This window comes from Candidatus Borrelia undatumii (genome assembly GCF_020882015.2).
Classification (GTDB): Bacteria; Spirochaetota; Spirochaetia; order Borreliales; family Borreliaceae; genus Borrelia.
The window spans coordinates 274,366-297,990 of the sequence record NZ_CP086555.2 but is presented as its reverse complement, the minus strand read 5'-3'; the positions used below and the strand labels follow the sequence as shown (position 1 = coordinate 297,990).

Genomic DNA, 23,625 nt, shown 5'->3' with positions numbered 1-23,625 from the left:
TAAAATTTATGGAAGAGAGAAACGAAAAAGAGATACTTGACATATCTACTTTAACTGGAAAGCAGAAAGCGGCCATTTTGTTGGTTTCGATAGGGTCTGAAATTTCATCTAAAGTATTTAAATATCTATCTCAAGAGGAGATAGAGTCTTTGACTTTTGAAATAGCAAAACTTGATACTATTACTTCTGAACTTAAGGACAGTGTTCTTTTGGAATTCAAAGAATTGATGATGGCTCAGGAATTTATTCAAAAGGGTGGGATAGATTATGCTAGAGAGCTTCTTGAAAAATCTCTTGGTACTCAAAAGGCTGTGGATATTATTAATAATTTGGGTTCTGCTTTGCAGTCAAGACCTTTTGAATTTATTAGGAGAGCCGATCCTGCCAATATTTTAAATTTTATACAACAGGAGCATCCACAAACAATTGCTTTAATACTTTCATATCTTGATCCTCAAAAAGCTTCATTTATTTTATCAAGCCTTCCTACTGAGATTCAGACTAATGTTGCAAGAAGAATTGCTTTGATGGATAGAACTTCTCCTGAGGTGGTAAGGGAAGTTGAAAGAGTGCTTGAGAAAAAGTTAGCTTCTTTATCCTCGGAAGATTATACTTCAGCTGGTGGTGTTGATAATGTTGTTGAGATAATCAATATGGCGGATAGGAAAACGGAGAAATTTATTATTGAATCTCTTGAGGAGGAGGACCCTGAACTTGCGGAGGAGATAAAGAAGAAGATGTTCGTATTTGAGGATATTGTTCTTCTTGATGATAGGTCAATACAACGAGTTTTAAGGGAAATAGATGGACAGGAGTTGTCAAAAGCTTTAAAATCTGTCGATGTGCCTGTGCAGGAGAAGATTTTTAAAAACATGTCTAAAAGAGCTGCTGGGATGCTTAAAGAGGATATGGAATTTTTGGGACCTACTAGGCGTAAGGATGTTGAAGAATCTCAACAGAAGATTGTTTCTTTGATTAGGAAGTTGGAAGAACAGGGCGAAATAGTAATTTCTAGAGGAGGCGAAGAAGATGTACTTGTTTAGTAAAGGAGTTTTTTTTGCCTAAGATTTTATATAAATCAAAAGAGATTGCAAGTGTAGTAAAGTTAGAATTTGTTGAGATTGCAAATCCTGTTTTCAAATCTTTAGAGGTTAAAAAGAAGGAAAGTGAAGCTTTTCATATAGACAGTCAAGTCGCTAGCCTTAGGAGCGAGCTTGAGGTTTTGATGGACAAAAGGACAAAACTTCAGGAAGAGATTAGTAGTGGACGTGAGCTTGCTAAAAGAGAAATAGAGGAAGAGTCTTCTAGAGTTCTTAAAGAAGCCAATGAACAGGCTAGTAAAATATTGGATCTGGCTAGGGAGAAGTCCGATATCTTACTAAGAGAGGCTGAGGGTAAGAAAGAGGCAGTTGAAAGGGAGGCTAACTCCGAGATTGAAAAAATAGTCAAAGAGTATGAAGATAGGTTGAAAAGTGAACTTGAAGTTGCAACCACTAGGGGGAGGAAAGAGGGATATGAGGCAGGATTTAGTAGGGGCTGTGAAGATTTTGATAAATTGTTAGGGAAATTAAATAATATAATAGCTTCTTTGGTATCAAAGAGAAAAGAAATTCTTGAGTCCTCGGGAGATCAGATAATGAAACTCGTTATGCAGATTGCAGTTAAGGTGGTTAAAAGAATTGTGGACACACAAAAGGGCGTGGTCATAGAAAATGTTAATGAGGCTTTAAAGAAGGTAAAAAATAAAACTAATATTGTTATTAGAGTTAATCTTGATGATCTAGATGTTGTTGCCCATGAGAAAGCTGAGTTTATTTCTAGGTTTGATTTTATAGAGCATTTGGAAGTTGTTGAGGATATGAATATAGGAAGGGGTGGGTGTGTTATTGAGACGGATTTTGGAGAAATTGATGCACGCATTTCATCTCAGCTTGATAGGATAGAAGAGAGACTTAAGAACTTTGCCTAGAGTCTATCTTCTCAGGAATATATGATGGACAACTTCTTTAAGAATTATTCTCAAGTGTTGGATAAGGTAGAGCCTATATCTCTTGTTGGGAAGGTAAGGAAGATTAGGGGGCTTTTGGTAGAGAGTTTAGGGCCAAAGTGTGGGATAGGTGATTTATGCCTGATTGTTCAGAGAAACGGAAGGGAGATATATGCTGAGGTATTAGGTTTTAATGAATCTTCGGTTAGTCTTATGGCTTATGAGGGTTTTGATGGCCTTGAAGTTGGAGACAAGGTTTATTCTTTAAATAAAAGACCTCAGATTAATCTTAGTGATGAATTGCTTGGAAGGGTTATTGATTCGCTTGGTAGGCCTATTGATAATAAGGGGCAGTTTTTCGGTAAATGTTATAAGGAATTGGGTTTTAGGGGTATTAATCCCTTAAGCAGAGGTGTTTTTTCTGAGCAAATAATTACTGGAGTAAGGGTGCTTGATGGATTTTTACCAGTCGCTAAGGGGCAGCGTGTGGGTATTTTTTCTGGCGCCGGCGTGGGTAAATCTACATTGCTTGGTATGATTGCCAAGAATTCAAAGGCGGATGTTAATGTTATTGCGTTTATTGGAGAAAGGGGAAGAGAGCTTAATGAATTTATTAGATATGAGTTGGGAGAAGAGCGCTTGAAAAAAAGTGTCTTGGTTGTATCAACTTCCGATGAATCTCCTATTTCAAGATATAAGGGAGCCTATACTGCGACATTAATAGCTGAGTACTTCAGAGACAGGGGATTGGATGTGATTTTGTTATTTGATTCAATTACAAGGTTTGCAAATGCGAAAAGAGAGATAGGTCTTTCCATGGGGGAACCGCCTGCTGCTAAGGGGTATCCTCCTTCTGTCTTTGTGGAAATTCCCATTTTACTTGAGCGTTCAGGGCTTAATGGCAAGGGGAGTATTACGGGGTTTTATACTGTTCTTGTTGAGGGCGATGACTTTACAGAGCCGATAGCTGACAGTATGAAGGCTATTTTAGACGGGCATATTATTTTGGATAGGGACTTATCTGATAGAGGAGTTTATCCTTCCGTTAATATTTTAAGTTCTACTTCAAGATCTCTTCATAGGATAGTGAATTTTGAGAAACAGAAGTTGATATCTAGAATTAGAAATTTATTGTCAATTTATAGAAATTATGAAGATTTGATTAAGACAGGAATTTATCTTAAGGGATCTAATGAGGAGGTTGATTTGGCGATTTCAAAATACCCAAAGATTATTGATTTTGTGTCTCAGGGGATGCAGGAAGATTTTGATTTTGAAAATTTAGATAACGAAATAAGAGAAATATTGGCTTGAATAATTTAATTATTAAGAAGAAAAAGTTTGAAAAAATATTAATTGTTAAAACTTATGATAAGAGATGTAGCGAACTTAATTTAATGAATATAAGCGGTGATGTTTCAAAAATAGGAAAATTTATTGATGAGGTTCCTGGTTGCGCTAAGGCATTAAAAGGTGTGGATGTTCTTTGTAAGGGAAATTACCTGGATTACTTGAACAAAAAAAAGAAAGAAGAGTTAAAAAAACTTGCAAAATTAAAGCATGAATATAAGAAGTATTATGATATTTATTTGAAAAAGTATAAAGAAGAAAAGAGGATTAAAATATTAATAAAAATCTTAAATGATACTATAATTAAGGGAAAAGAGAAGAGGGAAAGTTCGTCTTTTGATGAACATATCGAGTATGAGATTTGTAAGGAATTAGGAAATAGTAATGAGTAGCGTTTTGTCGTTCTTGTTCAGAGTGTGTTTTTGGCTTCTTTTAATTGTTTTTTTAATGGGATTTTCGTTTTTTTTGATTGATTTATTTGGGTTACATAAGACTAGAGATTATTTTCCAGTTTATATAAGGAGTTTGCTTTTTGGCGAGGGTATGCATTCTTTTGAGGGCGAAAATATTAGTCTTGATGAGATTAGAATGATAAAGGAAAGAGAGGCTATTGATATTGAGATTCAACAGGTTGAAAAATTAAGAGAGGAATTAAGGGTAAGAGAGGATGGTTTGAATAAGCTTGAAGCGGAGCTTAAGCAGAAGCAAAGGGATTTAGATTTAAAACAGAAGGTTATTGATGATATTGTTGATAAGTATAAAGACGAGGACGCGAATTTTGTACAGGCTGCTCTATATTTGATAAACATGCCACCAGAAGATGCAGTTAAAAGACTTGAGGAGCTTGATGACGAGGTTGCAATATCATACATGCGTAAGGTGGAGGATGTTTTTAGGAAGGAAGGGCGGGCGTCTACTGTTCCTTATTGGTTGTCTCTTATGGATGCCAAGAGAGCCGCTGTGTTGATGAGGAAAATGTCTGTGAGTTCATTGGAGTGATTTGTGAATGTTTTAGGTAAAGTTGTTTCAAGTGGTTCCAGTTTGTCGGGTAAGGGCGGGGGTTCCTTGGTTTTAGGTGGTCTTTTGGGTAAGGACGGCAAAGGCGAGTTTTTAAATCTTGTTTTTTCGGAGATGAAGGGTGTGTCTAGAGCAAGAGGTTTTGTTCTAGATTTTTTGAAGTTTTTGAAAAACAATGGACTTGTGGGTAGGAAATCTAAGGGGCTGTCTTTAAGTAGGTCTTTTGCCTTTGAAAAACTTAGTGATGATAGTTTTATGGCTGATTTGAGATCCTTAATTAAAAAGATGGGTGATTTGTCGGATCTTGGAAATTTTAAAGCTTTGGGTGAGATTTTGTCTGATACTAGACTCCTTGATCGGGAAGAAGTATTAAAAAATATTGAAAAATTTTTATTTGATAACGAGGCTCTGCTTGGGGATAGGGGCTCTCTTTTGAGTTTTGATGTATTGAATATGGATCTTGATACTATTCATAGAGATTTTGATTTTGAAAGAAAGGACAGAGGAAGAAATGTTATTAACATTGATGTTAAGAATTTTAGGAGTAGTGGTGGTTTTAAAGAATTGTTTAATTTAGAGACTGGATTTCGAGTTGTTGATGGAAGCTCCGTTGGCAAGTACAGTCTTAAGGAATCATTTAATGGGATGGGAGGCTTTGTTGGGGATCTTTATGGCTCTGATACAGCAAGAAATATTAAACCTTTAATTGGTGGTGTTAGCGCGGATTTAATGTCAGAGTGGGATTTAAAGGTTAATCAAAATATTGTGGACAAAGCTAGGGTTGTGTTAAAATCGAATGATACAGGAGAGATTAGATTGATTATAAGGCCTAAAGAACTTGGTAGCGTACGAATTAATTTAAATCTTGACTCCGGCAACAATTTATTAGGCAGGATAATAGTTGACAATCAAAATGTTAGGGCTCTTTTTGAGCAAAATATGTATTCGATCAGTAAGATGTTGGATGATAATGGATTTAATACCAGTTTGAGTCTTTCTCTTGCGGGTAGTGATTCTGGTGTTTTTTCTGGTTGTTTCAAAGATGAGAGCGGAGGGCGGGAGTCCTTTTTTGATGAAGATAAGGTGTTCAGGCTTGAGGATAGTATTGAGATTTCTGATGATTTGGAAAAAAGTATTAATTTTATTGTTTAACGGAGGGTAAGTGAGTACTGTTGACGGTGTTTCTGGTTTAATTAATTTGGATAGGGTTAAGGGTGTATCTAACTCTGGTGTGGAAAGGAGTTCTGGGGATGTTAGCCTTGGAAAGGATGATTTCTTGAAGCTTCTCATTACTCAGCTTAAGTATCAGGATCCTACTGATCCAATGAAAGACAAGGAATTTATAGCTCAGATGGCGCAGTTTTCTGCACTTGAGCAGATGACTAATATGAGCAAGTCTTTTGAGAAGCTTTCCTCTGCGCTTAAGATAAATAAAGATTTGGATTTATTAGGCAGGGTGGTTGAATTTGAGCAGGTTGGTGGTGAGGTTGTTAGGGGTAGGGTTACAAGTATCAAAACTGGGGCTAATCCGGGAATTATGGTGGACGGGAGATACTACACTTATGAAAATATTTTATCTATAGGGTTGGAGGAATAATTATATGATGAGATCTTTGTATTCTGGTGTTTCTGGTCTTCAGAATCATCAAACTAGAATGGATGTTGTTGGTAATAATATTGCAAATGTGAACACGGTTGGCTTTAAGAAGGGGAGAGTTAATTTTCAAGATATGCTATCTCAGAGTATCTCAGGAGCGTCTCGACCTGTTGATATGAGAGGGGGGACTAATCCGAAGCAGGTTGGGCTTGGCATGAGTGTTGCCACGGTAGATACAGTTCATACCCAAGGATCTTTTCAAAGCACTCAGAAAGCTTCTGACCTTGGGGTTAGCGGTAATGGGTTTTTTATTCTAAGAGAGGGTGATAATTCTTTCTATACAAGAGCTGGTGCGTTTGATATTGATTCTGATCGCAATCTTGTAAATCCTGCAAATGGAATGAGGATTCAAGGATGGATGGCAAGGACGCTTGGGGGGCAGCAAGTTATTAATACTTCATCTGATGTTGAAGATTTGGTTATTCCTGTTGGAGATAAGGAGGGGGCTAAAGCCACTGAATATATAACTTTTGCTTGCAATCTTGATAAAAGATTGCCTGTAATTGGAGAAGGCGCCAGTGAATTGGACGTTGCTCGTGGAACTTGGGTTGTCAATAAGACGGTTTACGATAGTTTTGGAAACACTAGTGTTGTGGAGCTCAGAGTTGTAAGGGATCCAAATGCTCCTAATGTATGGAATGCTACGGTTTTGGTGAATGGTGAGGAGAATTCTAATTTTTCAATGGGCTTTAACAATGAAGGCGCCCTGCTTTCTTTGAATGGTCAGGTGGGTCAGGTGGGGGATTTACTTGAGTTTCCTGTAACTTTTAATGTTCCTAACGCTAATGCTGGAGAAGTTGGGGAGGTGCAAACTGTTAACCTTAGGCTTGGAAATGTTGGTAGCTATACCGATTCGATTACTCAGTTTGCTGATGCGAGCACGACAAAGGCTATTATTCAGGATGGGTATGGCATGGGGTATATGGAGAACTATGAGATAGATCAGAATGGGGTAATAACAGGCGTTTACTCAAATGGTATTAGGAAAGATATTGGAAAAATTGCTCTCGCATCTTTTGTTAATCCTGGAGGACTTGCTAAAGCGGGTGATACTAATTTCGTTGAGACAAGTAATTCGGGGCAGGCTAGGATAGGTGAAACCGGTTTTGCGGGTCTTGGAGTTATAAGGGCGGGAGTACTAGAGATGGCTAATGTTGATCTTGCTGAGCAGTTTACGGATATGATAGTCACTCAGAGGGGTTTTCAGGCTAATGCTAAAACTATTACTACTTCAGATCAGTTATTACAGGAACTTGTAAGACTTAAGGCTTAGTGGTTTGGTTTATGATTTATGTGACTAAATTAAATGGGGAGGGATATTACTTAAATCCTTATCATATTGAGAGTATTGAATCCAATCCCGATACTACGATTCTGTTGATGAATGGCAAGAAATTGGTTGTAAAGGAAGATGTAGAAGAGGTGGTTGATAGAATTAAGACTTATAGAAGAGAGGTTGTTTTTTTGGGTAAGGTTACGCAAGGAGGAGATGAGGGAGTTGGGTTATGAATTTGGCTAGTATACTTGGTTGGGGAATTGGATTTGGAGCTATTTTAATTTCTATGGCGTTTACTCCGACGGGATTGGGGGTTTTTTGGGATTTAAGTTCAGTTTTTATTACAGTTGTTGGTTCTTTTTCTGCGCTTATGGCATCTGCAGAAGTTATCGCTGTCAGGAAAATACCTACTTATTTAGGCTTTTTCTTTAAAAAGAGTTCTTTTGCTAAGGCTTCCAATATAAAGACTTTGGTGGAGCTTTCAGAAAAGGCTAGGAAAGAAGGGCTTTTGTCTCTTGACGATGAGCTTGAACAAATCAGTGATCCATTTTTTAAGTCTGGAATGAGACTTGTTGTTGATGGTGCTGATCCTGAGATAATTAGGACTATGCTTTATCTTGAGCTAGATCAGATGCAGGAGAGGCACAAGATGGGTTCTAATCTTTTTGGAACTTGGGCAAAGCTTGCCCCTGCGTTTGGAATGACGGGTACGCTTATTGGGCTTATAGCTCTTCTTGGGAATTTGGAAGATAAATCAGCACTCGGTTCTTCTATGGCCGTTGCTCTTATTACGACTCTTTATGGTACGATAATGGCTAATTTAATGTTTATTCCTGTTCAGATTAAATTAGAGTCTATAGATTCTGAGGAGGTAGCGGTTAAGACTATGATAGTCGAGGGTATTTTATCAATTCAGGCAGGAGACAATCCCAGGATTTTGGAGCAGAAGTTGGTGACATTCTTAACACCTAAGGATAGGAATCAAGTTGGGAGTGTTCTTGGAGGTGAATAATGGCATTGCGGGCTAGGAAGCGTTCAAAATGTGAAGAAGGCGCCCCTGAATACATGTTGACGTACGGGGATATGGTTACTTTGCTTCTTGTTTTTTTTGTTACTATGTTTTCATTAAGTGATGTTGTTTTTAAGGAGAATATAGTAAGGATAATGTCGGCTTCATTTACGGGTTCCGGATTTTTTAAAGGAGGGAAGACTTTAGATATTGATAGGCTCTCTTATTTGAGTAACAGTTTTATGTCTTTGCCTTCTACTGCGAAGAATAAGCAAGCTTCTCAGACAGCTAGAAATAAGTCTATGATTGAGTTTATTGAAAAAATTCAGTCCAAGAGTGTTATTGTTAGGCGACTTGAGCGAGGGGTTGTTGTATCCCTTTTGGCAGATTCTTTTTTTGATACAGCTAGTGCTGTGGTTAAGCTTGATGAAAATAGAGAAACTATACAAAAGATAGCATCTTTCATTGGGTATCTGGATGGGCATGGATATAATTTTAAAATAGAGGGGCATACGGACAGTGTCGATACTGGCATAAATGGGATTTGGAAAAGTAATTGGGAGCTCTCGGCAGCGAGAGCAGTGAATATGCTAGAACAGATTTTAAATTACACTGATCAGTCTAGGACGAAAGACATTGAGAGTAAGTTCGAGGTGTCTGGGTTGGCTGGGAGCAGGCCAATTGCTGCGGATGATACACCTGAGGGTAGGGCATACAATAGGAGAATAGATATATTGATTACAAGCGATTCTTCTTTAAGTTCTACTAAGGGTATTAATCAATGATAGATTAGGATAAGGGAAAAATTTTATAGGAGGAAATATGCCTGAGAAGGAAGATGATAGTATGGATGTTGGGGGTGATGGGGGAAAAGGTGCTTTGGTATCGGGCATTGTAATAAAAATTTTACAGATAATAGCTATAGGGTTGTTTACTGTTGTTGTTATGATTATGGTTTCTTATTTTGTGTCTAAAATGGTAGTAAGTCAGAGCGGAGCGCCTAATGATTTTCCAGTTTTCTCTAATGAGTATTTAGGGAAACCTCCTATGCTTATATGGTATGAAAGCATAGATGAGATTAGGGGAACTACTCTGGATACTCCTCCTAAGACTTTTGTGATAAAGCTTGCCTTGGGTTATGCCGAGAATAATATAAATATTCTAAATGAACTTGGAAGACAGAAGGTAAGGTTAAAGGATATTATTAGAGAGTATTTTAGCCAGAGAACAGCACAGGAGATAAAGAACGAAAGTCAGATTAAAGCTGAAATTAAGGCTAGGATTAATAGTGTTCTGAGAAATGGTGAAATAAAGGAAATCGCACTAACACAAATCGATATATTTGACATGTAATTTTAAGAGGGATTTAAATGGCGAGTAATCCAGGGGCGTTGTCTCAAGATGATATAGACAGTCTACTAGAATCTATTAATTCGTCTGATAGCCTGTCGGCAGACGACGCGCTTTCTAATGTTGTATCTAGCCCTATGGGCAAGAAACAGAAGGTTAAGATTTATGATTTTAAGAGGCCGGACAAATTTTCAAAGGAGCAGGTTAGAACGGTTTCGAGTTTTCATGAGGCATTTGCAAGGTATACTACGACTTCTTTGTCAGCTCTTTTAAGAAAAATGGTTCACGTGCATGTGGCTTCTGTTGATCAGTTGACTTATGAAGAGTTTATTAGATCTATTCCAAATCCTACTACTTTAGCAATAATCAATATGGATCCTTTAAAGGGCTCTGCTATATTTGAAGTTGACCCGACCATTGCTTTTGCAATAGTTGATAGGCTTTTTGGTGGAGATGGGGATACTATTAAGGATAAGAGTAGGGATTTGACGGAAATAGAGCAGTCTGTGATGGAAAGTGTTATTATTCGTATACTCGCTAATATGAGAGAGGCTTGGTCTCAGGTGGTTGACCTCAGACCCCGCTTTGGTCATATAGAAGTTAACCCTCAATTTGCTCAAATAGTCCCTCCAACGGAAATGATTATTTTAGTAACTCTTGAGGTTAAAATAGGTAAGGTTGAGGGGCTTATGAACTTTTGCTTGCCCTACATTACAATAGAGCCTATTGTTTCTAAACTTTCAACAAGATATTGGCACTCTTTAATTGGTGTGGGTACTACTAGTGAAAATCTTGATGCATTAAGAAAAAAGCTTGAGAATACAGGCATGCCTTTAATAGCAGAGATGGGAGAGGTTAGGCTGAAGGTAAGGGAAATATTATCTTTGGAAAGGGGAGATGTTATTAGTCTTGAAAATTCTTTAATAAATAAAGATTTGAGTTTAAAGGTAGGAACCAAACAAAAGTTTAAATGTAGAATGGGCCTTGTGGGGAATAAGATCTCTGTTCAGATTACAGAGAAGATGGGTGATGTAAAAGATTTTGATTTGTTGAAAGAACTCACAGAAGACATTGAGTGATTTAAACAATAGTATTATTAAGCTGAGTGAAGAGGTAATTTATGGGTGTAGATGAGAATGATTTTAAGGGAGAGGAGAAGCCTGAGATAAAGGGGGTTAAGCTTCCTGACTTGATTGACACTTTGCCAGAGGGAGTTGATCCTAGTAATTTTGGACTTTTGATGGATGTGTCCATGCAGGTTACTGTTGAGCTTGGTAGGACTGAGCGTAAGATTAAGGACATACTTGGAATGTCTGAGGGTACTATTATTACGCTTGATAAGCTTGCGGGAGAGCCTGTAGATATTTTGGTAAATGGGAAGGTGATAGCCAAAGGGGAGGTAGTTGTAATTGATGAGAATTTTGGAGTTAGAATTACCGAAATAATTAAAATTAAAAATGATTAAGTTTGCACTTTTAATATTTCTTTTATTTTCTAAAAGTTTGTTTGCTCAGGAGGGGGGCGTCGGCTTGGATACTGCTTCCTCTGGATTGGAAAACGAGGCTGACTTGCCTATATTTGGAGATGACGAGACTAAATTGGATAGTGGTGATATACAGGGTATGCCTCTTTTTGACATTGCAGATTTAATTAAGGTATTGTTGTTTTTGTCTTTTTTTGTTTTTTGTGCTTTTTTATTTAAGAAAGTGATTTTTGGCCATAAAAGAACGAGAGATTATAGAAAGTCAGATTCTATAAGAGAACTTGCTTTTTATGAAATAGATGCCAAGAGTTCTATAAGAATTATTAGTGTATTGGGGACTGTTTATGTATTGCTGGTATCTAGCAATGCTTCCGTTTTGTTGCGGGAGATAAGACAAGGAGAAGAGATGGCCAATTTGGAATTTGAGCTTGGAAAGGACGAAATTATTAGTAATAAAAATTCTTTTAGAACAATATTTAATAAAGTTTTGCACAGGGGTAGAAAGGATGATGAAGAGTTGCTTGATAGGGTCGGGTATGCGGAGTTAGAAAAAGATATTGAGATTTCTTTAAAGAGCAAACAAGACAGACTGAAAAAGTTTTAGAGGTTGTTTTTGAGAAATAAAATAATTCTTTTGTTGTTTTTTGGAATTGCAAGTTTTTCGTTTGCGCAGACTAAGTCTTTACAACCTACTACCGGTTTAAATTTCCCATTTGTTGATTTTGAAAATTCCACGGGCGGGGGGATAGTTTTTCCTTTGCAGCTCTTGTTGATATTGGCCATAATAACCCTTTCTCCAGCTTTTTTGGTCTTAATGACTTCTTTTTTAAGAATAGCAATAGTACTAGATTTTATCAGAAGAGCATTGTCGCTTCAACAATCTCCTCCAAATCAAGTAATAATGGGGCTGGCCTTGTTTTTAACTCTTTCTACAATGTGGCCAACTTTTAACATAATATACAAGGAGGCGTATGTACCTCTTAAAGATTCCAAAATAACTTTCAGTGAGTTTTATGATAAGGGAATTGTTCCACTTAGGAGTTTTATGTACAAGCAGATGTCTAATGGTAGGCATGAAGAAATTAGATTATTTATGAGTATGAGCAATTATGCAAAGCCCAAAAATTTTAGTGAGGTTCCAACTCATGTTTTGATTGCATCTTTTGTTTTGCATGAGCTGAAAGTTGCTTTTAAAATGGGGATTTTGATATTTTTGCCATTCATAGTAATAGATATTATTGTGGCTTCGGTCTTAATGGCAATGGGGATGATAATGTTGCCACCTGTGATGATTTCTTTGCCGTTTAAACTTATTCTTTTTGTAATGGTAGATGGGTGGACTTTAATTACAGGGGGGCTTATTAAAAGCTTTGTGTGAGAGTTAAATGACAACTGGTCAAATTATTTATCTAATCAGGATTTCTATTGAGAATATTATTATTTTATCAGCTCCGATGTTGATTACGGCTCTTGTGGTTGGGTTTTTAGTTTCAATTTTTCAAGCGGTCACATCGATTCAAGACCAAACTCTGAGCTTTATACCTAAAATTATCATGATACTGTTAACTCTTGTTATTTTTGGCCCCTGGATTTTAAAAAAACTTATGCAGTTTACTTTTGTGGTATTTAATCAGATACAAAATATATGATTGTGAATTTAGAATATGGATATAAATTTTTTAGTCTTGAAGTCTTTTGTTGTTTTACCTGTATTTGTTAGGGTTTTTCTTTTTTTAAGATTTTCCCCTCTCTTCTCAACAGTGAAGGTAGGTTATTTGAATTTTTTCTTTTCTTTAATTCTTTCTATTGTCCTTCTGGATAAGATAAATATTGCCTATCCTTTAGATAATCTGTTTTCATTTGTGCTGATATTACTAGGAGAAGCGGTTCTGGGACTTATTCAGGCTTTTTTTGTAAGTATAATTTTTAATGTTTTTCACTTAATGGGGTTTTTTTTCTCAAATCAGATGGGACTTGCTTATGCAAATATTTTTGATGTATTTGCAGAAGAAGATAGCTTGGTGATATCTCAGATATTTACATATTTTTTTTTACTTTTATTTTTGTCTAATGATATTTTGCTGCGTTTCTTTTTTATTGGAGTTCATGATTCTATCTTAAACGTTAGAATCGAAAATTTGGTTAATGTAAGCAATTATGAGTTTATTAAATTAATTTTTTATTCTTTTGCCATTCTTTTTGAAAAAGCTTTAGTAATTTCTTTGCCGATACTAGGAGTGCTTTTGCTATTTTATTTGATTTTGGGGATACTCTCAAAAACTTCTCCTCAAATGAATTTATTAATGCTCAGCTTTTCAGTTTCTTTGTGCCTAGGTCTTCTTATTTTGTATGTTAGTTTTCCAAGTTTGACAATATCTGTTAAGAGAGTCATTGAGCTTGCTTTAGAATCTATGCAGAATGCTTTAAATCTGTTTTCTGGGATTTTGAAATGAAAGCTAAAGAGAGCCTATTGGATAAAAATTGGTATATCCCTCTTAATTTTTTTGCTTCAGAAGATGAGGGTAGAACGGAATTACCTACTGATCAGAAAAAACAGAAAGCAAGAGAAGAGGGACAGGTATTAAAGTCAAATGAAATTAACTCAGTAATTAGTCTTTTTGTATTATTAACAGTATTCTTCTTCATGTTATCCTATGCTGCTCAAGATCTAATAAGCGTTTTTAAATGGCAAGCAAGTAAGCTTCCAGAAGTAATGTCTATTAGTATTTATTCACTAGGTTTTGCATATTTTAAAGCAATGTTTGGATATGCAATGGTATTTCTTCTAATATCATTTGTAGTTAACTTTTTTGTTAATGTTGTCCAGGTTGGGTTTTTAATTACTTTTAAGCCTATAACACCTAAATGGGATAGAGTGAGACCGAATTTCTCAAAATGGGTCAAGAATTCATTTGTTTCATTTGATGCTTTTTTTAATTTGTTTAAAAGTTTATTAAAAGTTGTTATAATATTTCTGATATATTACATCATTCTGAAAAGCAATATAGGCAAGGTTTCAAGGATGTCTGAGTATAGTCTTGAAGGTGGGATTTCTGTTGTTTTAAGTCTGGCTTATAGAATGTGTTTTTTTTCAATAATGGTGTTACTGGTTATTAGTGTGCTAGATTATGCTTTTCAAAGGACTCGTTATGTTGAAAGTTTGAAAATGACTAAAGAAGAGGTGAGACAGGAGAAAAAGGAAATGGAAGGCGATCCTCTGCTCCGTTCTAGAATGAGAGAAAGGATGAGGGAAATTTTAAATTCTAATTTAAATGTAACGGTTCCTCAGGCAGATGTGGTAATTACCAATCCAGAGCATTTCGCTGTCGCTATTAAATGGGATAGTAAAACTATGACGGTACCAAAGGTTCTTGCAAAGGGGCAGGATGAAGTTGCTTTTACAATTAAAAGAATTGCTAGGGATAATGCTGTTCCAGTAATGGAAAATAAGACACTTGCAAGAGCTCTTTATATTAAGGTCAAAGTTAATGAGGAGATTCCGAGAGAATATTGGGAGATTGTTTCAAAAGTACTTGTAAAGGTGTATTCTATTACCAAAAATTTAAGTAGAGGTTGAGTTATTGAATGCTAGAAGGGATACTGTATTAGGGTATTTGGGCTTGGCTAATAAATCGGATCTAGTGGTCTCGATTGGTTTAATACTTATTGTTGCTGGTTTTATTTTACCACTTCCTGCGTTTGTTTTGGATGCCTTGATTGCAGTCAATTTGGTGGTAAGTCTTTTAATTGTTCTTATTGTTCTTTATTCTAAGCGTTCACTTGATTTTTCAGTTTTTCCGACACTTTTACTTGTTATGACTATTTTTGGTCTTGTTTTAAATATTTCTTCTACTAGATTAATTTTGACAAGGGGTTTGGACTTTAATGGTCAAATGATAAGAGCTTTTGGGACATTTGTTATTGGAAGTACTGGGACTCAGGGTCTTGTTGTTGGGTTTATAATATTTCTTATTATAGTTGCAGTTCAATTTATTGTTATCACTAAGGGGGCTACTAGGGTTGCTGAGGTGGCTGCTCGTTTTGCACTTGATGCTCTTCCTGGGAAACAGATGGCTATTGATTCTGCGTACAGCTCTGGAAATTTAACGGAAGAGGAAGCTACAAGGCAGAAAAGTGATTTACAGGCGGAGGTGAATTTTTATGGAGCCATGGATGGTGCTTCTAAATTTGTTTCAGGGAATGTAAAGGTTGGTTTTTTAATAACTCTTATAAATATTGTTGGGGGACTTGTAATAGGTGTTACTCTGCAGGGTCTTCCTTTTGACGATGCGATTAACAATTATGTATCTTTAACCGTTGGAGATGGACTTGTGTCGCAACTACCAGCATTGTTAATTTCAACAGCGACAGGACTTATTGTTACAAGGTCAATAGCTAAAGATAGTTTTGGGGGAGAAGTTGTTCGGCAGTTTACCTCTTATTCAGGGATTTATTGGATTGTATCTGGATTTTTATTGTTTTTGGCATTCTTACCAGGGTTTCCTACATTAATACTGATTCTGTTAAGTTTAGTAATAGCGTTACTAGCTTATTCACTTTCTAATTTAATTAAGAACAAGGAGTTTTATGAGAGGCAAAGGGAAGAAGAAGATGAGATGTCAAGTTATGCTGAAAGAGAAGTTGCTCCTGTTGTTCCACTAGATCCTTTATCTTTAGAGATCGGATATAATCTTGTGCCAATAGTGGATGATACAAAAACATCAGAACTTCTTGATCGTATTATAAAAATACGTCGTGAGATTGCACTTGAATTCGGAATAGTTGTACCTAGAATTAGAATAGTTGATAATATGCGCCTTAAATCCAATGAGTATTCATTTAAGCTCAGGGGAGTAGAGGTTGGACATGGGGAGATTAAGCTTGGTAAATTTTTGGTTATCAATGTGGGCGATGATTCTGGTATAGAGGGAGATCTTACAAGGGATCCTTCGTTCGGACTTCCGTCTCTTTGGGTGAATGATAATGGAAGAGAGGTTGCTGAGAAGTTAGGCTATACTGTAGTTGATCCGCCTTCTATTATTGCTACTCATATGACAGAACTTGTTAAGAGGCATGCTTTCGAAATCTTAACACGGCAAGATGTGCAAAATATTCTTGACGTGTTTAAGAAAGATTATGGAGTAATTGTTGAGGAAGTTTTAAAGGATTTTTCAGTTGGAGAGATTCAAAGGGTACTTCAGGGTCTTTTAAAGGAACAAGTTTCAATCCGTAATTTAGTTACAATTTTTGAAACAATAGCAGACTTTACAAGTATTACCAAAGATATATTCTTCTTAATTGAAAAATGTAGACAAGCAATCGGAAGACAAATAGTTAGTGGATATTTGGATTCCAATTTGGAGCTTAATGTAATAACAATAAATCCAGAATTTGAACAAAAAATAATTGAGTCAAGGTTTGAATCTAATAATGACCTTATAAGCTCTCTTGATCCTAATTTGAAGACAAAATTTGTTTATGCGCTTTTTAAAATTATAAATGAAATTCAAGCTCAAGGGTATTATCCCGTTGTGCTATCAAGCGAGTCTGCGCGACCTGTAATAAGGGTTTTAGTGAGTAGAGATCTTTCAGATATTGTTGTTATTTCTGTGTTGGAGGTTCCCAAGAATGTTAAGGTTAATGTGCTTAAGACAGTAGAGGTTGAAGAATAATGGTTCAATATTTTACAGAAAGAGGCTCAACCTATAATGAGGTCATAGAAACGATTAAGAAGAAATATGGAAAGAATGCTAGGGTTATGACTTATAAGACCATACCCTACGGTGGGATCTTTGGCTTATTTAGTAAGGATTGGATTGAGGTCTCAGGTTATGTTAGATATGATATTGGGCAGCAACAGATCAATGTTGAGGAGGAGAAGCGTAAGATTCTTCAAAGTATTAAAAAAGAAGAGAGCTCTTCGATTGAAGACGTTCTTAAGGAGGTTAAATCCCTTAAGAGTGAACTTGCGCATAAGAAGGAAGAAATTAATCATCCAACAATCTTGAAAATAGAAGATATATTGCGTGACAATGATTTTTCTGAAAATTACATCAGAGAAGTTAATGATTTTATTAAGAAAGAGTTTAGTTTGTTGAGACTTGATGATTATGATAGAGTTAGGGACAGTGTGGTAGTATATATCGCTGGTACTATTAAATGTTCGGGCTCCCTTATTGATAATCTTAAGAAGAGGATTTTTATTTTGGTTGGACCAACAGGGGTCGGGAAAACTACCACAATTGCAAAGCTTGCAGCAATTTACGGAATCAATGGTGATAGTAAGAAGTTAGGTATTAAGATTATTACTATTGATAATTATCGTATAGGAGCTAAGAAACAAATTCAAACTTATGGTGATATTATGGGGATTCCGGTTAAGGCAATTGAGTCTTTTAAGGATTTAAAAGAAGAGATAACACAGTCGAAAGATTTTGATCTTGTTCTTATTGATACTATTGGGAAGAGCCCTAAGGATTTCATGAAGCTTGCTGAGATGAAAGAACTTTTGAATGCTTGTGGAGGTGATGCTGAGTTTCATTTAGCCGTAAGTTCTACTACAAAAACGGCAGACATTAAGGAGATATTTCATCAATTTTCTCCCTTTAATTATAAGACTATAATTTTTACGAAATTAGACGAGACAACATGTGTTGGAAACTTGATAAGTTTAATCCATGAAATGAAAAAGGAAGTTTCTTATATCACGGATGGGCAAGTGGTTCCTCACAATATTAGTGTGGCAGAACCACTCACTTTCATAAAGAAGATAAATGGATACAGAATAAGTGATGATGTTGAATTCGTTCGAAGGATTAAAAGTAAATCTTATTATTGAGGATAATATAAAATGGAAGATCAGGCCCAAAGTTTAAGAGATATTATGAGATTGAGTAGTAAGGCTAATTTTGCCGTTGATGATAAAATTCAAAACAGTAGAACTCGGTTTATTTCTATTACCAGTGGCAAGGGTGGAGTTGGCAAGAGTAACATTGCTGTGGGACTTGCCCTTAAGTATTCAAATCTTGGCAAGAAGGTTTTAATTTTTGATGCCGACATTGGGATGGCCAACATTAATATTTTGCTTGGAGTTATACCAAAGTACAGTATTTATCATATGATTATGCAAGGCAAAGATATTAAAGAAGTGATAACAAAAACGGAATATAATATTGATCTTTTGGCTGGTGCTTCTGGGACAACGGAGCTTCTAGATCTTTCAGATGCTGAAATGAGTCAGTTTATAAAAGAGTTATTGAAAGTTTATGAATATGATATAGTTATCATAGATACTAGTGCAGGGATTTCAAGGCAGGTAATTTCATTTTTGTTTTCTAGTGATGATGTGGTGATTGTTACAACCCCAGAGCCTACTTCTATAACGGATGCTTATGGTATCATCAAGGTTTTAGCTCACAGGATGGAGAATTTAAAGAATTTAAGACTTGTTGTTAATAGGGTTGCTAACGTAAGCGAGGGCAAAGCAGTTGCCAAGAAGGTTATTGACATATCGAGTCAGTTTTTGAATTTGAATATTGATTATTTGGGGTATGTTTACGAAGATCAGAACATTAGAAATTCTGTTTTCAAGCAGAGGCCTTTTATTTTGTTAACTCCTAATAGTAGGGCTAGTTATTGTCTTGATTCTATTGTGGCTACCCTTGAAGAAGTTTCTCTGGATGGTAAGAAAAGAAGGGGTGTGATAGGGTTTATATCTAAATTTTTTGGCATGGAAAGGTAGTATGTTGTTTGGTAGGGAAGTTAGGTATGTCTTATTATTTAGCGCGTTTGCGTTTGTTGTTTCAGTTATTTTTGGCCTCATCGCGCGCTTGTATTTTTTTACGATATTGTTTAGAGCATTAGTCCAGTTTGTGTTTTTTTTCCTCATTGGGATTTTGATAGAATTTATATATAAAAAGTATTTGTATGATCTTTTTAAAGATATAAGATTTAACAGCAAGGTAGACTATGAGTATAGTAAAGGCGAGAAGCGCGAAACTGGGACAGTTGATATGGGCTCCTCGTTTGTTGGTATTCCTGTTGATGAGAAAAGTGAGAGTGGTAATGATTTTCAGTTTATGGAGGAGCTTGAAAAATACAGCACAGAGCATAGTGATAGCAAGCCTAAGCCTAGTAGTAACATTCAGTTTAGTGATAAATTGTCTAGTCAGCTCTCTTATCTGGAGGCCAATGATCCAAAAGTTGTTGCTAAAGCTATTAAAACCTTGATTAATAGGAAGGAGTAGACATGCCTAATAGCGTCAGTTTTTCTGACTTTCGCAGTAAGATGAGGGATTATTTGGAAAGGGAAAATAATGTTAATCTAATGGAGGTAGAGGCAGATACTCTTGAAGAGGCTTTAAATGATGCTTCTTTAGAACTTTCTATCCCTTATAAAGATTTAGACTATGAGGTGTTGGAACGAGGAACTAGTGGAATATTTGGATATGGTAGGAAGAAATGGAGAATAGTTGCTTATAAAAATTCTTATACTAAGCTTGGCGTTTCTGATGTTTTAGGTGTGGGGGACAGAGATGAAGAAATTTTGTCAACGGATGGCTTATTTTTTATCAGGAAAACTCCGAGGGGTATATTTCTAAAAGTTGTGGCGCCTAAGGGGCAAGGAGGCGCTGTTAATTTTGAGGATGTAATGAATAAGTTGCGTTTCAAGGTCAACAGGCAAGATTTGGATAAGAATTTTATTCGATCCTTAGTTGAGAATGCTAATGGGAAGTATGAACGGATAGGCGATTTTGATGCCGACCCTTCTGAGAGTGTAACTATGATGGTTCAAATATCTGAAGATTCGATGTCAGTGACTATTGAGTTTACTGAACCTGGGGATAATGGGTATGAGATATTAGACAAAGATATTTTTAATATTCTTAAAAAATATGGAATATCAGAGAGAGCATTCCTTAGAGATAAGATAGAAAATTTTGTGGATTTCCCTATTTACGGTGAGCCGGTTGAGATGGCAAGGGGTGCAGCCCCTATTAAGGGGAGTGATTCTTATGTTAAGTTTATTTTTGATGATAAACATCATGGTGAGCCTGATAATTTAAATATTGGATTTAGGAATGTTAGCGAAGGGGATGAGTTGGCAGAGATTGTGCCCTTAAAGAAGGGCACTGATGGGTATACTGTTTTTGGAAAAGTATTGGAAGCAGAGGATGGCAGTGAGTTGGAATTTGCTTTGGGGGAGAATACTATACGAGAAGGAAATAAAATTATTGCAAAATGCAATGGGTACATGTCTGCTGTAGATGGGGTCATTGCTGTCCATGATGTTTATGTTATTGAGGGTGATGTTGGCCCTGGGACTGGGAACATAGTAAATAATGGTATGGTTCTTGTTAAGGGAAGTGTTTTAGATGGGTATAACATTATGGCTAAGGGCGGAATAGAGGTAAGTGGTCTTGTTGGTAGGTGTAATTTGAGAACGGATGGGCTCCTCGTTTTAAGCAGTGGTGTTAATGGTAAAGGGGGCTCAGAGATTTATTCGAAGAGAGGGATTAAAGCCAAATTCTTGGAAAATGTTAGCATAAAGTGTCATGGTGATATTGAAGTTGTAAGGGGTATTGTCAATTCTTTTGTATCTTGCAAAAGAAGAGTTTTGTGTGTTGGGAAGAAATCTAAAATAGTTGGTTCCAATATTTATGCTAGGGAGGAAATTAGGGCGTATTCAATTGGGTCTGAGGGTAATGCTGAAACTTCCCTTGGCGTTGGGTATGACCCTGAGATAAAGGATTTGCTGTCTAGGTTTACTAAATGTCTTGCAAAGATTGAGAAGAGATTAGAGGTAGTAAGCAAGGATGTTTCTGTTTTAAAGAAGAACATTTTAGCCACCGCTGATAAGGCTGAAAAGTCTTTAAAAATTGACATTTGTAATGAGCTTCTTAATGAGAAAAAGATTCTGATTTTGGAAATAAAGATGGTGAAAGATAAGCAAGAAAGCTTACAATGTGAGCTTGAAGGTAGTATTGTGGATGGTAAAATTTTTGTTGAACACACCGCTTATGCTGGGGTTAAGATTCATATTAGGGGTGTTTATTACGAGCTTTCAAGAGATTATAATAATGTAGCTTTTGTAGAGGATGACGATGTTATTAAGACGGCAGCTTATGTTCCTTTTAAACCATAGTGGGTCACGGGTTGTAGGAGGTACTTTATGGATATTAATGGTGCATTTGAGGGCATAAAGGTAATCACACAGAGTGCTTTTAAGGTTAGTGAAATTTCAAATGAGGATTTAAGAAATAAGAAGATAAGGGATGATAAAAGGTTAAGTTTAAATCCAAATAAGAGTTATCATGTGGATTCTGAGGTAAATGGCGTGTATCCTGCTAGTGGCGTAAAGGGAGAGGGTGTAAGTTTTGCCGTATTATTAAAAGTTAGGGTTAATGAAAGGGATGAAGATGTTGAGCGTTGTATTAAGTTTAATGATCCTAAAATAGGAAGGAATGTTGATATTGAGAGATAGTTTAGGGATTTTTAAATGTTGATTTTATTTTGTTTTGTTTTGATTGTATTTGTCTTTATATATTTTCATGTCTATATTGGTGTGAAAATAAAATCTAATAGCATACTCAGGAAGTTTAGGGGTGAAGTAGATAAAACTATTATCGAGATTAACCAGGCCACGGATCGTAATATAAATATTATTGAAATAAAAATTGAGAGTTTAAGTAGGATTATTAAAGAGGTTGATGAGAGGATAGAAATACTTGATCATAGGCTATCGGGATTTAATTCTCATCCAATGTCGATGGGAAACAATGATTTTGGAGTCAAAAGTGATTCTAGTGTTTATAGGAACAACTTGGATTATTCAATACCTACCATTGAGAAAAATATAATAAAGGAAGGGTATAATATACGCCAACAAGTTATTTCACTTTATGAGCAGGGGATGTCTTTGGAAATTATTTCCAAGAAGTTGAAGTTAGATTTGGGAGAGATTGAGTTGATCATTTCAATTCATAGGGGTAGTTGATGATGCGAAAGTGGATAGGAATAGATTTTGGGACTACAAATACTGTAGTGTCTTATTTTGACAATAATGCTAGAGTGATACTAAATGATAGGGGTGAGAGGATGACGCCTTCTGTTGTATCTTTTACAGATTCTGGCGTTATTGTAGGAAATTGTGCTAAATGTCAGATATTGGTGAATCCGGATAAAACCTTTTACAATTTTAAGGCTAACATGGGTACTGGGATTTCTTATAAGGTAGGAAGTGGTACGTACAGATCTGAGGATATTGCTTCTTATTTGTTTTTACATATTAAAAAGAATGCTGAAAGGTTTTTAGAGGAAGAAGTAAGTGATGCTGTGATAACGGTGCCTGCTTATTTCTCTGAGATACAAAGAAAAGGTATGGTAGAAGCTGCACGCCTTGCGGGATTGCACTGTAGAGCAATACTTAATGAACCAACAGCTGCAGCTATATCTTATGCTTTTGAAAAGCGAGTGGAGGGGGCTTTTCTTGTTTATGACCTTGGTGGTGGTACTTTTGATGTTACTCTTTTGGAAAAACAAGGTGATACCTATACCGTCCTCTCGGTTAGGGGTGAGAGTAAACTTGGCGGTAATAATTTTAATGAGGAAATAGAAAAGAATGTTTTAAGTAATTTTAGGGAAAAATATCCCAGCATTGATTTGGATGATATTTTTATTCTTGAACAAATAAGAGACAGAGTTGAGGAGGCTAAAAAGAATTTATCTGTTATGGATGAAGTTAGTATTGTGTTGCCATTTCTTGATGGCAACCATTTAGATTATCAGCTTACAAGAGATGATTTTGAATCCATGATTAGCCAATTTATAGACAGGACCATCAGTCTTACAAATGACTGCATTTCTGATTCAGGGATTAACCCTGAGAGTATTTCAAAGATAGTGCTTTCAGGGGGTTCAACTAGGATTCCTTTAATAAAGCAGAGGTTGAGGGAAACTTTTCCTAAAATTGAAGTTTTAGATTCTTTAAATCAAGATGAGATTGTCTCGATGGGGGCGAGCATTCAGGCTTTTAGTTTGCTAAATAATAACTCTCTTATTAATTTTAAAGATATAACACCTTATTCTCTTGGAATTGAGACTCGCAATGACGGATTTTTTACTTTAATTAAGAGAAATACTCCCTTGCCAGCTTGCGAGAGAAAAATCTTTACAACTATTAATGACTATCAGGAAGAAATTGAAATACATGTGTTGCAGGGTGAGCATGGCAGGTCTTCTTTAAATTATTCCATAGGTAGATTTTTCTTTAGTAATATACAAAAAGCTTTAAAGGGTATTCCCAAGATAGAGATACTTTTTAGTTTAGATGAAAGCGGTATTTTAAATGTTGCTGCAATGGATTTAGATACTAATATTTCTAAATCTATTGAAATAAGGATGACTAGTGCCTGCGATAGTAGCATTGGAGGGTTTGGGGATATTATTGATTTTGAAGATAGCGATTCCTGAGAGATTTATACTGGCAAGATATTAA

General features: G+C 36.0%; 27 protein-coding genes. All 27 read left to right on the top strand.

Going from position 1 to position 23,625, the window contains the following annotated elements; all coding sequences use genetic code 11:
- Nucleotides 1-8: 8 nt before the first annotated feature.
- From fliG to LKV13_RS01315, 27 genes are read left to right on the top strand one after another with little or no spacing between them, the layout of a single operon-like run.
- A complete protein-coding gene (gene fliG / locus LKV13_RS01445) occupies nucleotides 9-1,043 on the top strand; it encodes a flagellar motor switch protein FliG (protein ID WP_229088843.1) in 1,035 nt (344 codons plus the stop codon).
- Nucleotides 1,044-1,057: 14 nt separating this feature from the next.
- Nucleotides 1,058-1,969: a flagellar assembly protein FliH gene (fliH, locus tag LKV13_RS01440; RefSeq protein WP_229088842.1), complete on the top strand. Its 912-nt coding sequence runs from the start codon at nucleotides 1,058-1,060 to the stop codon at nucleotides 1,967-1,969.
- Between the two features lie 24 nt (nucleotides 1,970-1,993).
- On the top strand, nucleotides 1,994-3,301 hold the full coding sequence (locus LKV13_RS01435) for a FliI/YscN family ATPase (protein WP_229089677.1): 1,308 nt from the start codon (nucleotides 1,994-1,996) through the stop codon (nucleotides 3,299-3,301).
- On the top strand, nucleotides 3,298-3,729 hold the full coding sequence (locus LKV13_RS01430; protein WP_229088841.1) for a flagellar protein FlbA: 432 nt from the start codon (nucleotides 3,298-3,300) through the stop codon (nucleotides 3,727-3,729). The genes LKV13_RS01435 and LKV13_RS01430 overlap by 4 nt, the downstream gene beginning before the upstream one ends.
- Nucleotides 3,722-4,336, top strand: a complete 615-nt coding sequence (locus LKV13_RS01425; protein WP_229088840.1) for a periplasmic-type flagellar collar protein FlbB — start codon at nucleotides 3,722-3,724, stop codon at nucleotides 4,334-4,336. The genes LKV13_RS01430 and LKV13_RS01425 overlap by 8 nt, the downstream gene beginning before the upstream one ends.
- A gap of 3 nt (nucleotides 4,337-4,339) precedes the next feature.
- Nucleotides 4,340-5,506: a flagellar hook-length control protein FliK gene (locus tag LKV13_RS01420; protein ID WP_229088839.1), complete on the top strand. Its 1,167-nt coding sequence runs from the start codon at nucleotides 4,340-4,342 to the stop codon at nucleotides 5,504-5,506.
- A 46-nt stretch (nucleotides 5,507-5,552) separates the two neighbouring features.
- Nucleotides 5,553-5,951, top strand: coding sequence for a flagellar hook assembly protein FlgD (gene flgD / locus LKV13_RS01415; protein WP_373464037.1), 399 nt, complete (start codon nucleotides 5,553-5,555; stop codon nucleotides 5,949-5,951).
- Nucleotides 5,952-5,955: 4 nt separating this feature from the next.
- Nucleotides 5,956-7,284, top strand: a complete 1,329-nt coding sequence (gene flgE / locus LKV13_RS01410; protein ID WP_229088837.1) for a flagellar hook protein FlgE — start codon at nucleotides 5,956-5,958, stop codon at nucleotides 7,282-7,284.
- A gap of 11 nt (nucleotides 7,285-7,295) precedes the next feature.
- Nucleotides 7,296-7,520 carry a flagellar FlbD family protein gene (locus LKV13_RS01405; RefSeq protein WP_229088836.1) on the top strand — a complete coding sequence of 75 codons (225 nt, stop codon included), beginning with the start codon at nucleotides 7,296-7,298 and terminating at the stop codon, nucleotides 7,518-7,520.
- Nucleotides 7,517-8,299, top strand: coding sequence for a motility protein A (locus LKV13_RS01400; RefSeq protein WP_229088835.1), 783 nt, complete (start codon nucleotides 7,517-7,519; stop codon nucleotides 8,297-8,299). Before LKV13_RS01405 ends, LKV13_RS01400 begins: the two co-directional genes overlap by 4 nt.
- Entirely contained in the window at nucleotides 8,299-9,081 is a 783-nt protein-coding gene (motB, locus tag LKV13_RS01395) for a flagellar motor protein MotB (RefSeq protein ID WP_229088834.1), read from the top strand. Before LKV13_RS01400 ends, motB begins: the two co-directional genes overlap by 1 nt.
- Before the next feature lie 37 nt (nucleotides 9,082-9,118).
- Entirely contained in the window at nucleotides 9,119-9,649 is a 531-nt protein-coding gene (gene fliL, locus LKV13_RS01390) for a flagellar basal body-associated protein FliL (protein ID WP_229088833.1), read from the top strand.
- Between the two features lie 17 nt (nucleotides 9,650-9,666).
- On the top strand, nucleotides 9,667-10,725 hold the full coding sequence (fliM, locus tag LKV13_RS01385; RefSeq protein ID WP_229088832.1) for a flagellar motor switch protein FliM: 1,059 nt from the start codon (nucleotides 9,667-9,669) through the stop codon (nucleotides 10,723-10,725).
- Between the two features lie 41 nt (nucleotides 10,726-10,766).
- Nucleotides 10,767-11,111, top strand: a complete 345-nt coding sequence (fliN, locus tag LKV13_RS01380; RefSeq protein ID WP_229088831.1) for a flagellar motor switch protein FliN — start codon at nucleotides 10,767-10,769, stop codon at nucleotides 11,109-11,111.
- Nucleotides 11,104-11,733 (top strand): flagellar biosynthesis protein FliZ, encoded by a 630-nt coding sequence (locus LKV13_RS01375; protein ID WP_229088830.1) that lies wholly within the window; start codon nucleotides 11,104-11,106, stop codon nucleotides 11,731-11,733. The genes fliN and LKV13_RS01375 overlap by 8 nt, the downstream gene beginning before the upstream one ends.
- A gap of 9 nt (nucleotides 11,734-11,742) precedes the next feature.
- Complete coding sequence (fliP, locus tag LKV13_RS01370) at nucleotides 11,743-12,507, top strand: flagellar type III secretion system pore protein FliP (protein WP_229088829.1); 765 nt, start codon at nucleotides 11,743-11,745, stop codon at nucleotides 12,505-12,507.
- A 7-nt stretch (nucleotides 12,508-12,514) separates the two neighbouring features.
- Complete coding sequence (fliQ, locus tag LKV13_RS01365; protein WP_229088828.1) at nucleotides 12,515-12,778, top strand: flagellar biosynthesis protein FliQ; 264 nt, start codon at nucleotides 12,515-12,517, stop codon at nucleotides 12,776-12,778.
- A 15-nt stretch (nucleotides 12,779-12,793) separates the two neighbouring features.
- On the top strand, nucleotides 12,794-13,582 hold the full coding sequence (gene fliR / locus LKV13_RS01360; RefSeq protein WP_229088827.1) for a flagellar biosynthetic protein FliR: 789 nt from the start codon (nucleotides 12,794-12,796) through the stop codon (nucleotides 13,580-13,582).
- Nucleotides 13,579-14,706: a flagellar biosynthesis protein FlhB gene (flhB, locus tag LKV13_RS01355; RefSeq protein ID WP_229088826.1), complete on the top strand. Its 1,128-nt coding sequence runs from the start codon at nucleotides 13,579-13,581 to the stop codon at nucleotides 14,704-14,706. Before fliR ends, flhB begins: the two co-directional genes overlap by 4 nt.
- Nucleotides 14,707-14,710: 4 nt before the next feature.
- Complete coding sequence (flhA, locus tag LKV13_RS01350) at nucleotides 14,711-16,801, top strand: flagellar biosynthesis protein FlhA (RefSeq protein ID WP_229088825.1); 2,091 nt, start codon at nucleotides 14,711-14,713, stop codon at nucleotides 16,799-16,801.
- Nucleotides 16,801-17,967, top strand: a complete 1,167-nt coding sequence (flhF, locus tag LKV13_RS01345; RefSeq protein WP_229088824.1) for a flagellar biosynthesis GTPase FlhF — start codon at nucleotides 16,801-16,803, stop codon at nucleotides 17,965-17,967. The genes flhA and flhF overlap by 1 nt, the downstream gene beginning before the upstream one ends.
- Before the next feature lie 12 nt (nucleotides 17,968-17,979).
- Nucleotides 17,980-18,870 carry a MinD/ParA family protein gene (locus LKV13_RS01340; RefSeq protein ID WP_229088823.1) on the top strand — a complete coding sequence of 297 codons (891 nt, stop codon included), beginning with the start codon at nucleotides 17,980-17,982 and terminating at the stop codon, nucleotides 18,868-18,870.
- A 1-nt stretch (nucleotide 18,871) separates the two neighbouring features.
- Nucleotides 18,872-19,375 (top strand): hypothetical protein, encoded by a 504-nt coding sequence (locus LKV13_RS01335; RefSeq protein WP_229088822.1) that lies wholly within the window; start codon nucleotides 18,872-18,874, stop codon nucleotides 19,373-19,375.
- Nucleotides 19,376-19,377: 2 nt separating this feature from the next.
- A complete protein-coding gene (locus LKV13_RS01330) occupies nucleotides 19,378-21,273 on the top strand; it encodes a FapA family protein (protein WP_229088821.1) in 1,896 nt (631 codons plus the stop codon).
- 27 nt (nucleotides 21,274-21,300) lie between these two features.
- Nucleotides 21,301-21,612 (top strand): hypothetical protein, encoded by a 312-nt coding sequence (locus LKV13_RS01325; RefSeq protein ID WP_229088820.1) that lies wholly within the window; start codon nucleotides 21,301-21,303, stop codon nucleotides 21,610-21,612.
- Between the two features lie 15 nt (nucleotides 21,613-21,627).
- Nucleotides 21,628-22,125 (top strand): DUF6115 domain-containing protein, encoded by a 498-nt coding sequence (locus tag LKV13_RS01320; RefSeq protein WP_229088819.1) that lies wholly within the window; start codon nucleotides 21,628-21,630, stop codon nucleotides 22,123-22,125.
- A 2-nt stretch (nucleotides 22,126-22,127) separates the two neighbouring features.
- Nucleotides 22,128-23,600, top strand: coding sequence for an Hsp70 family protein (locus tag LKV13_RS01315; RefSeq protein WP_229089675.1), 1,473 nt, complete (start codon nucleotides 22,128-22,130; stop codon nucleotides 23,598-23,600).
- Nucleotides 23,601-23,625: the final 25 nt, after the last annotated feature.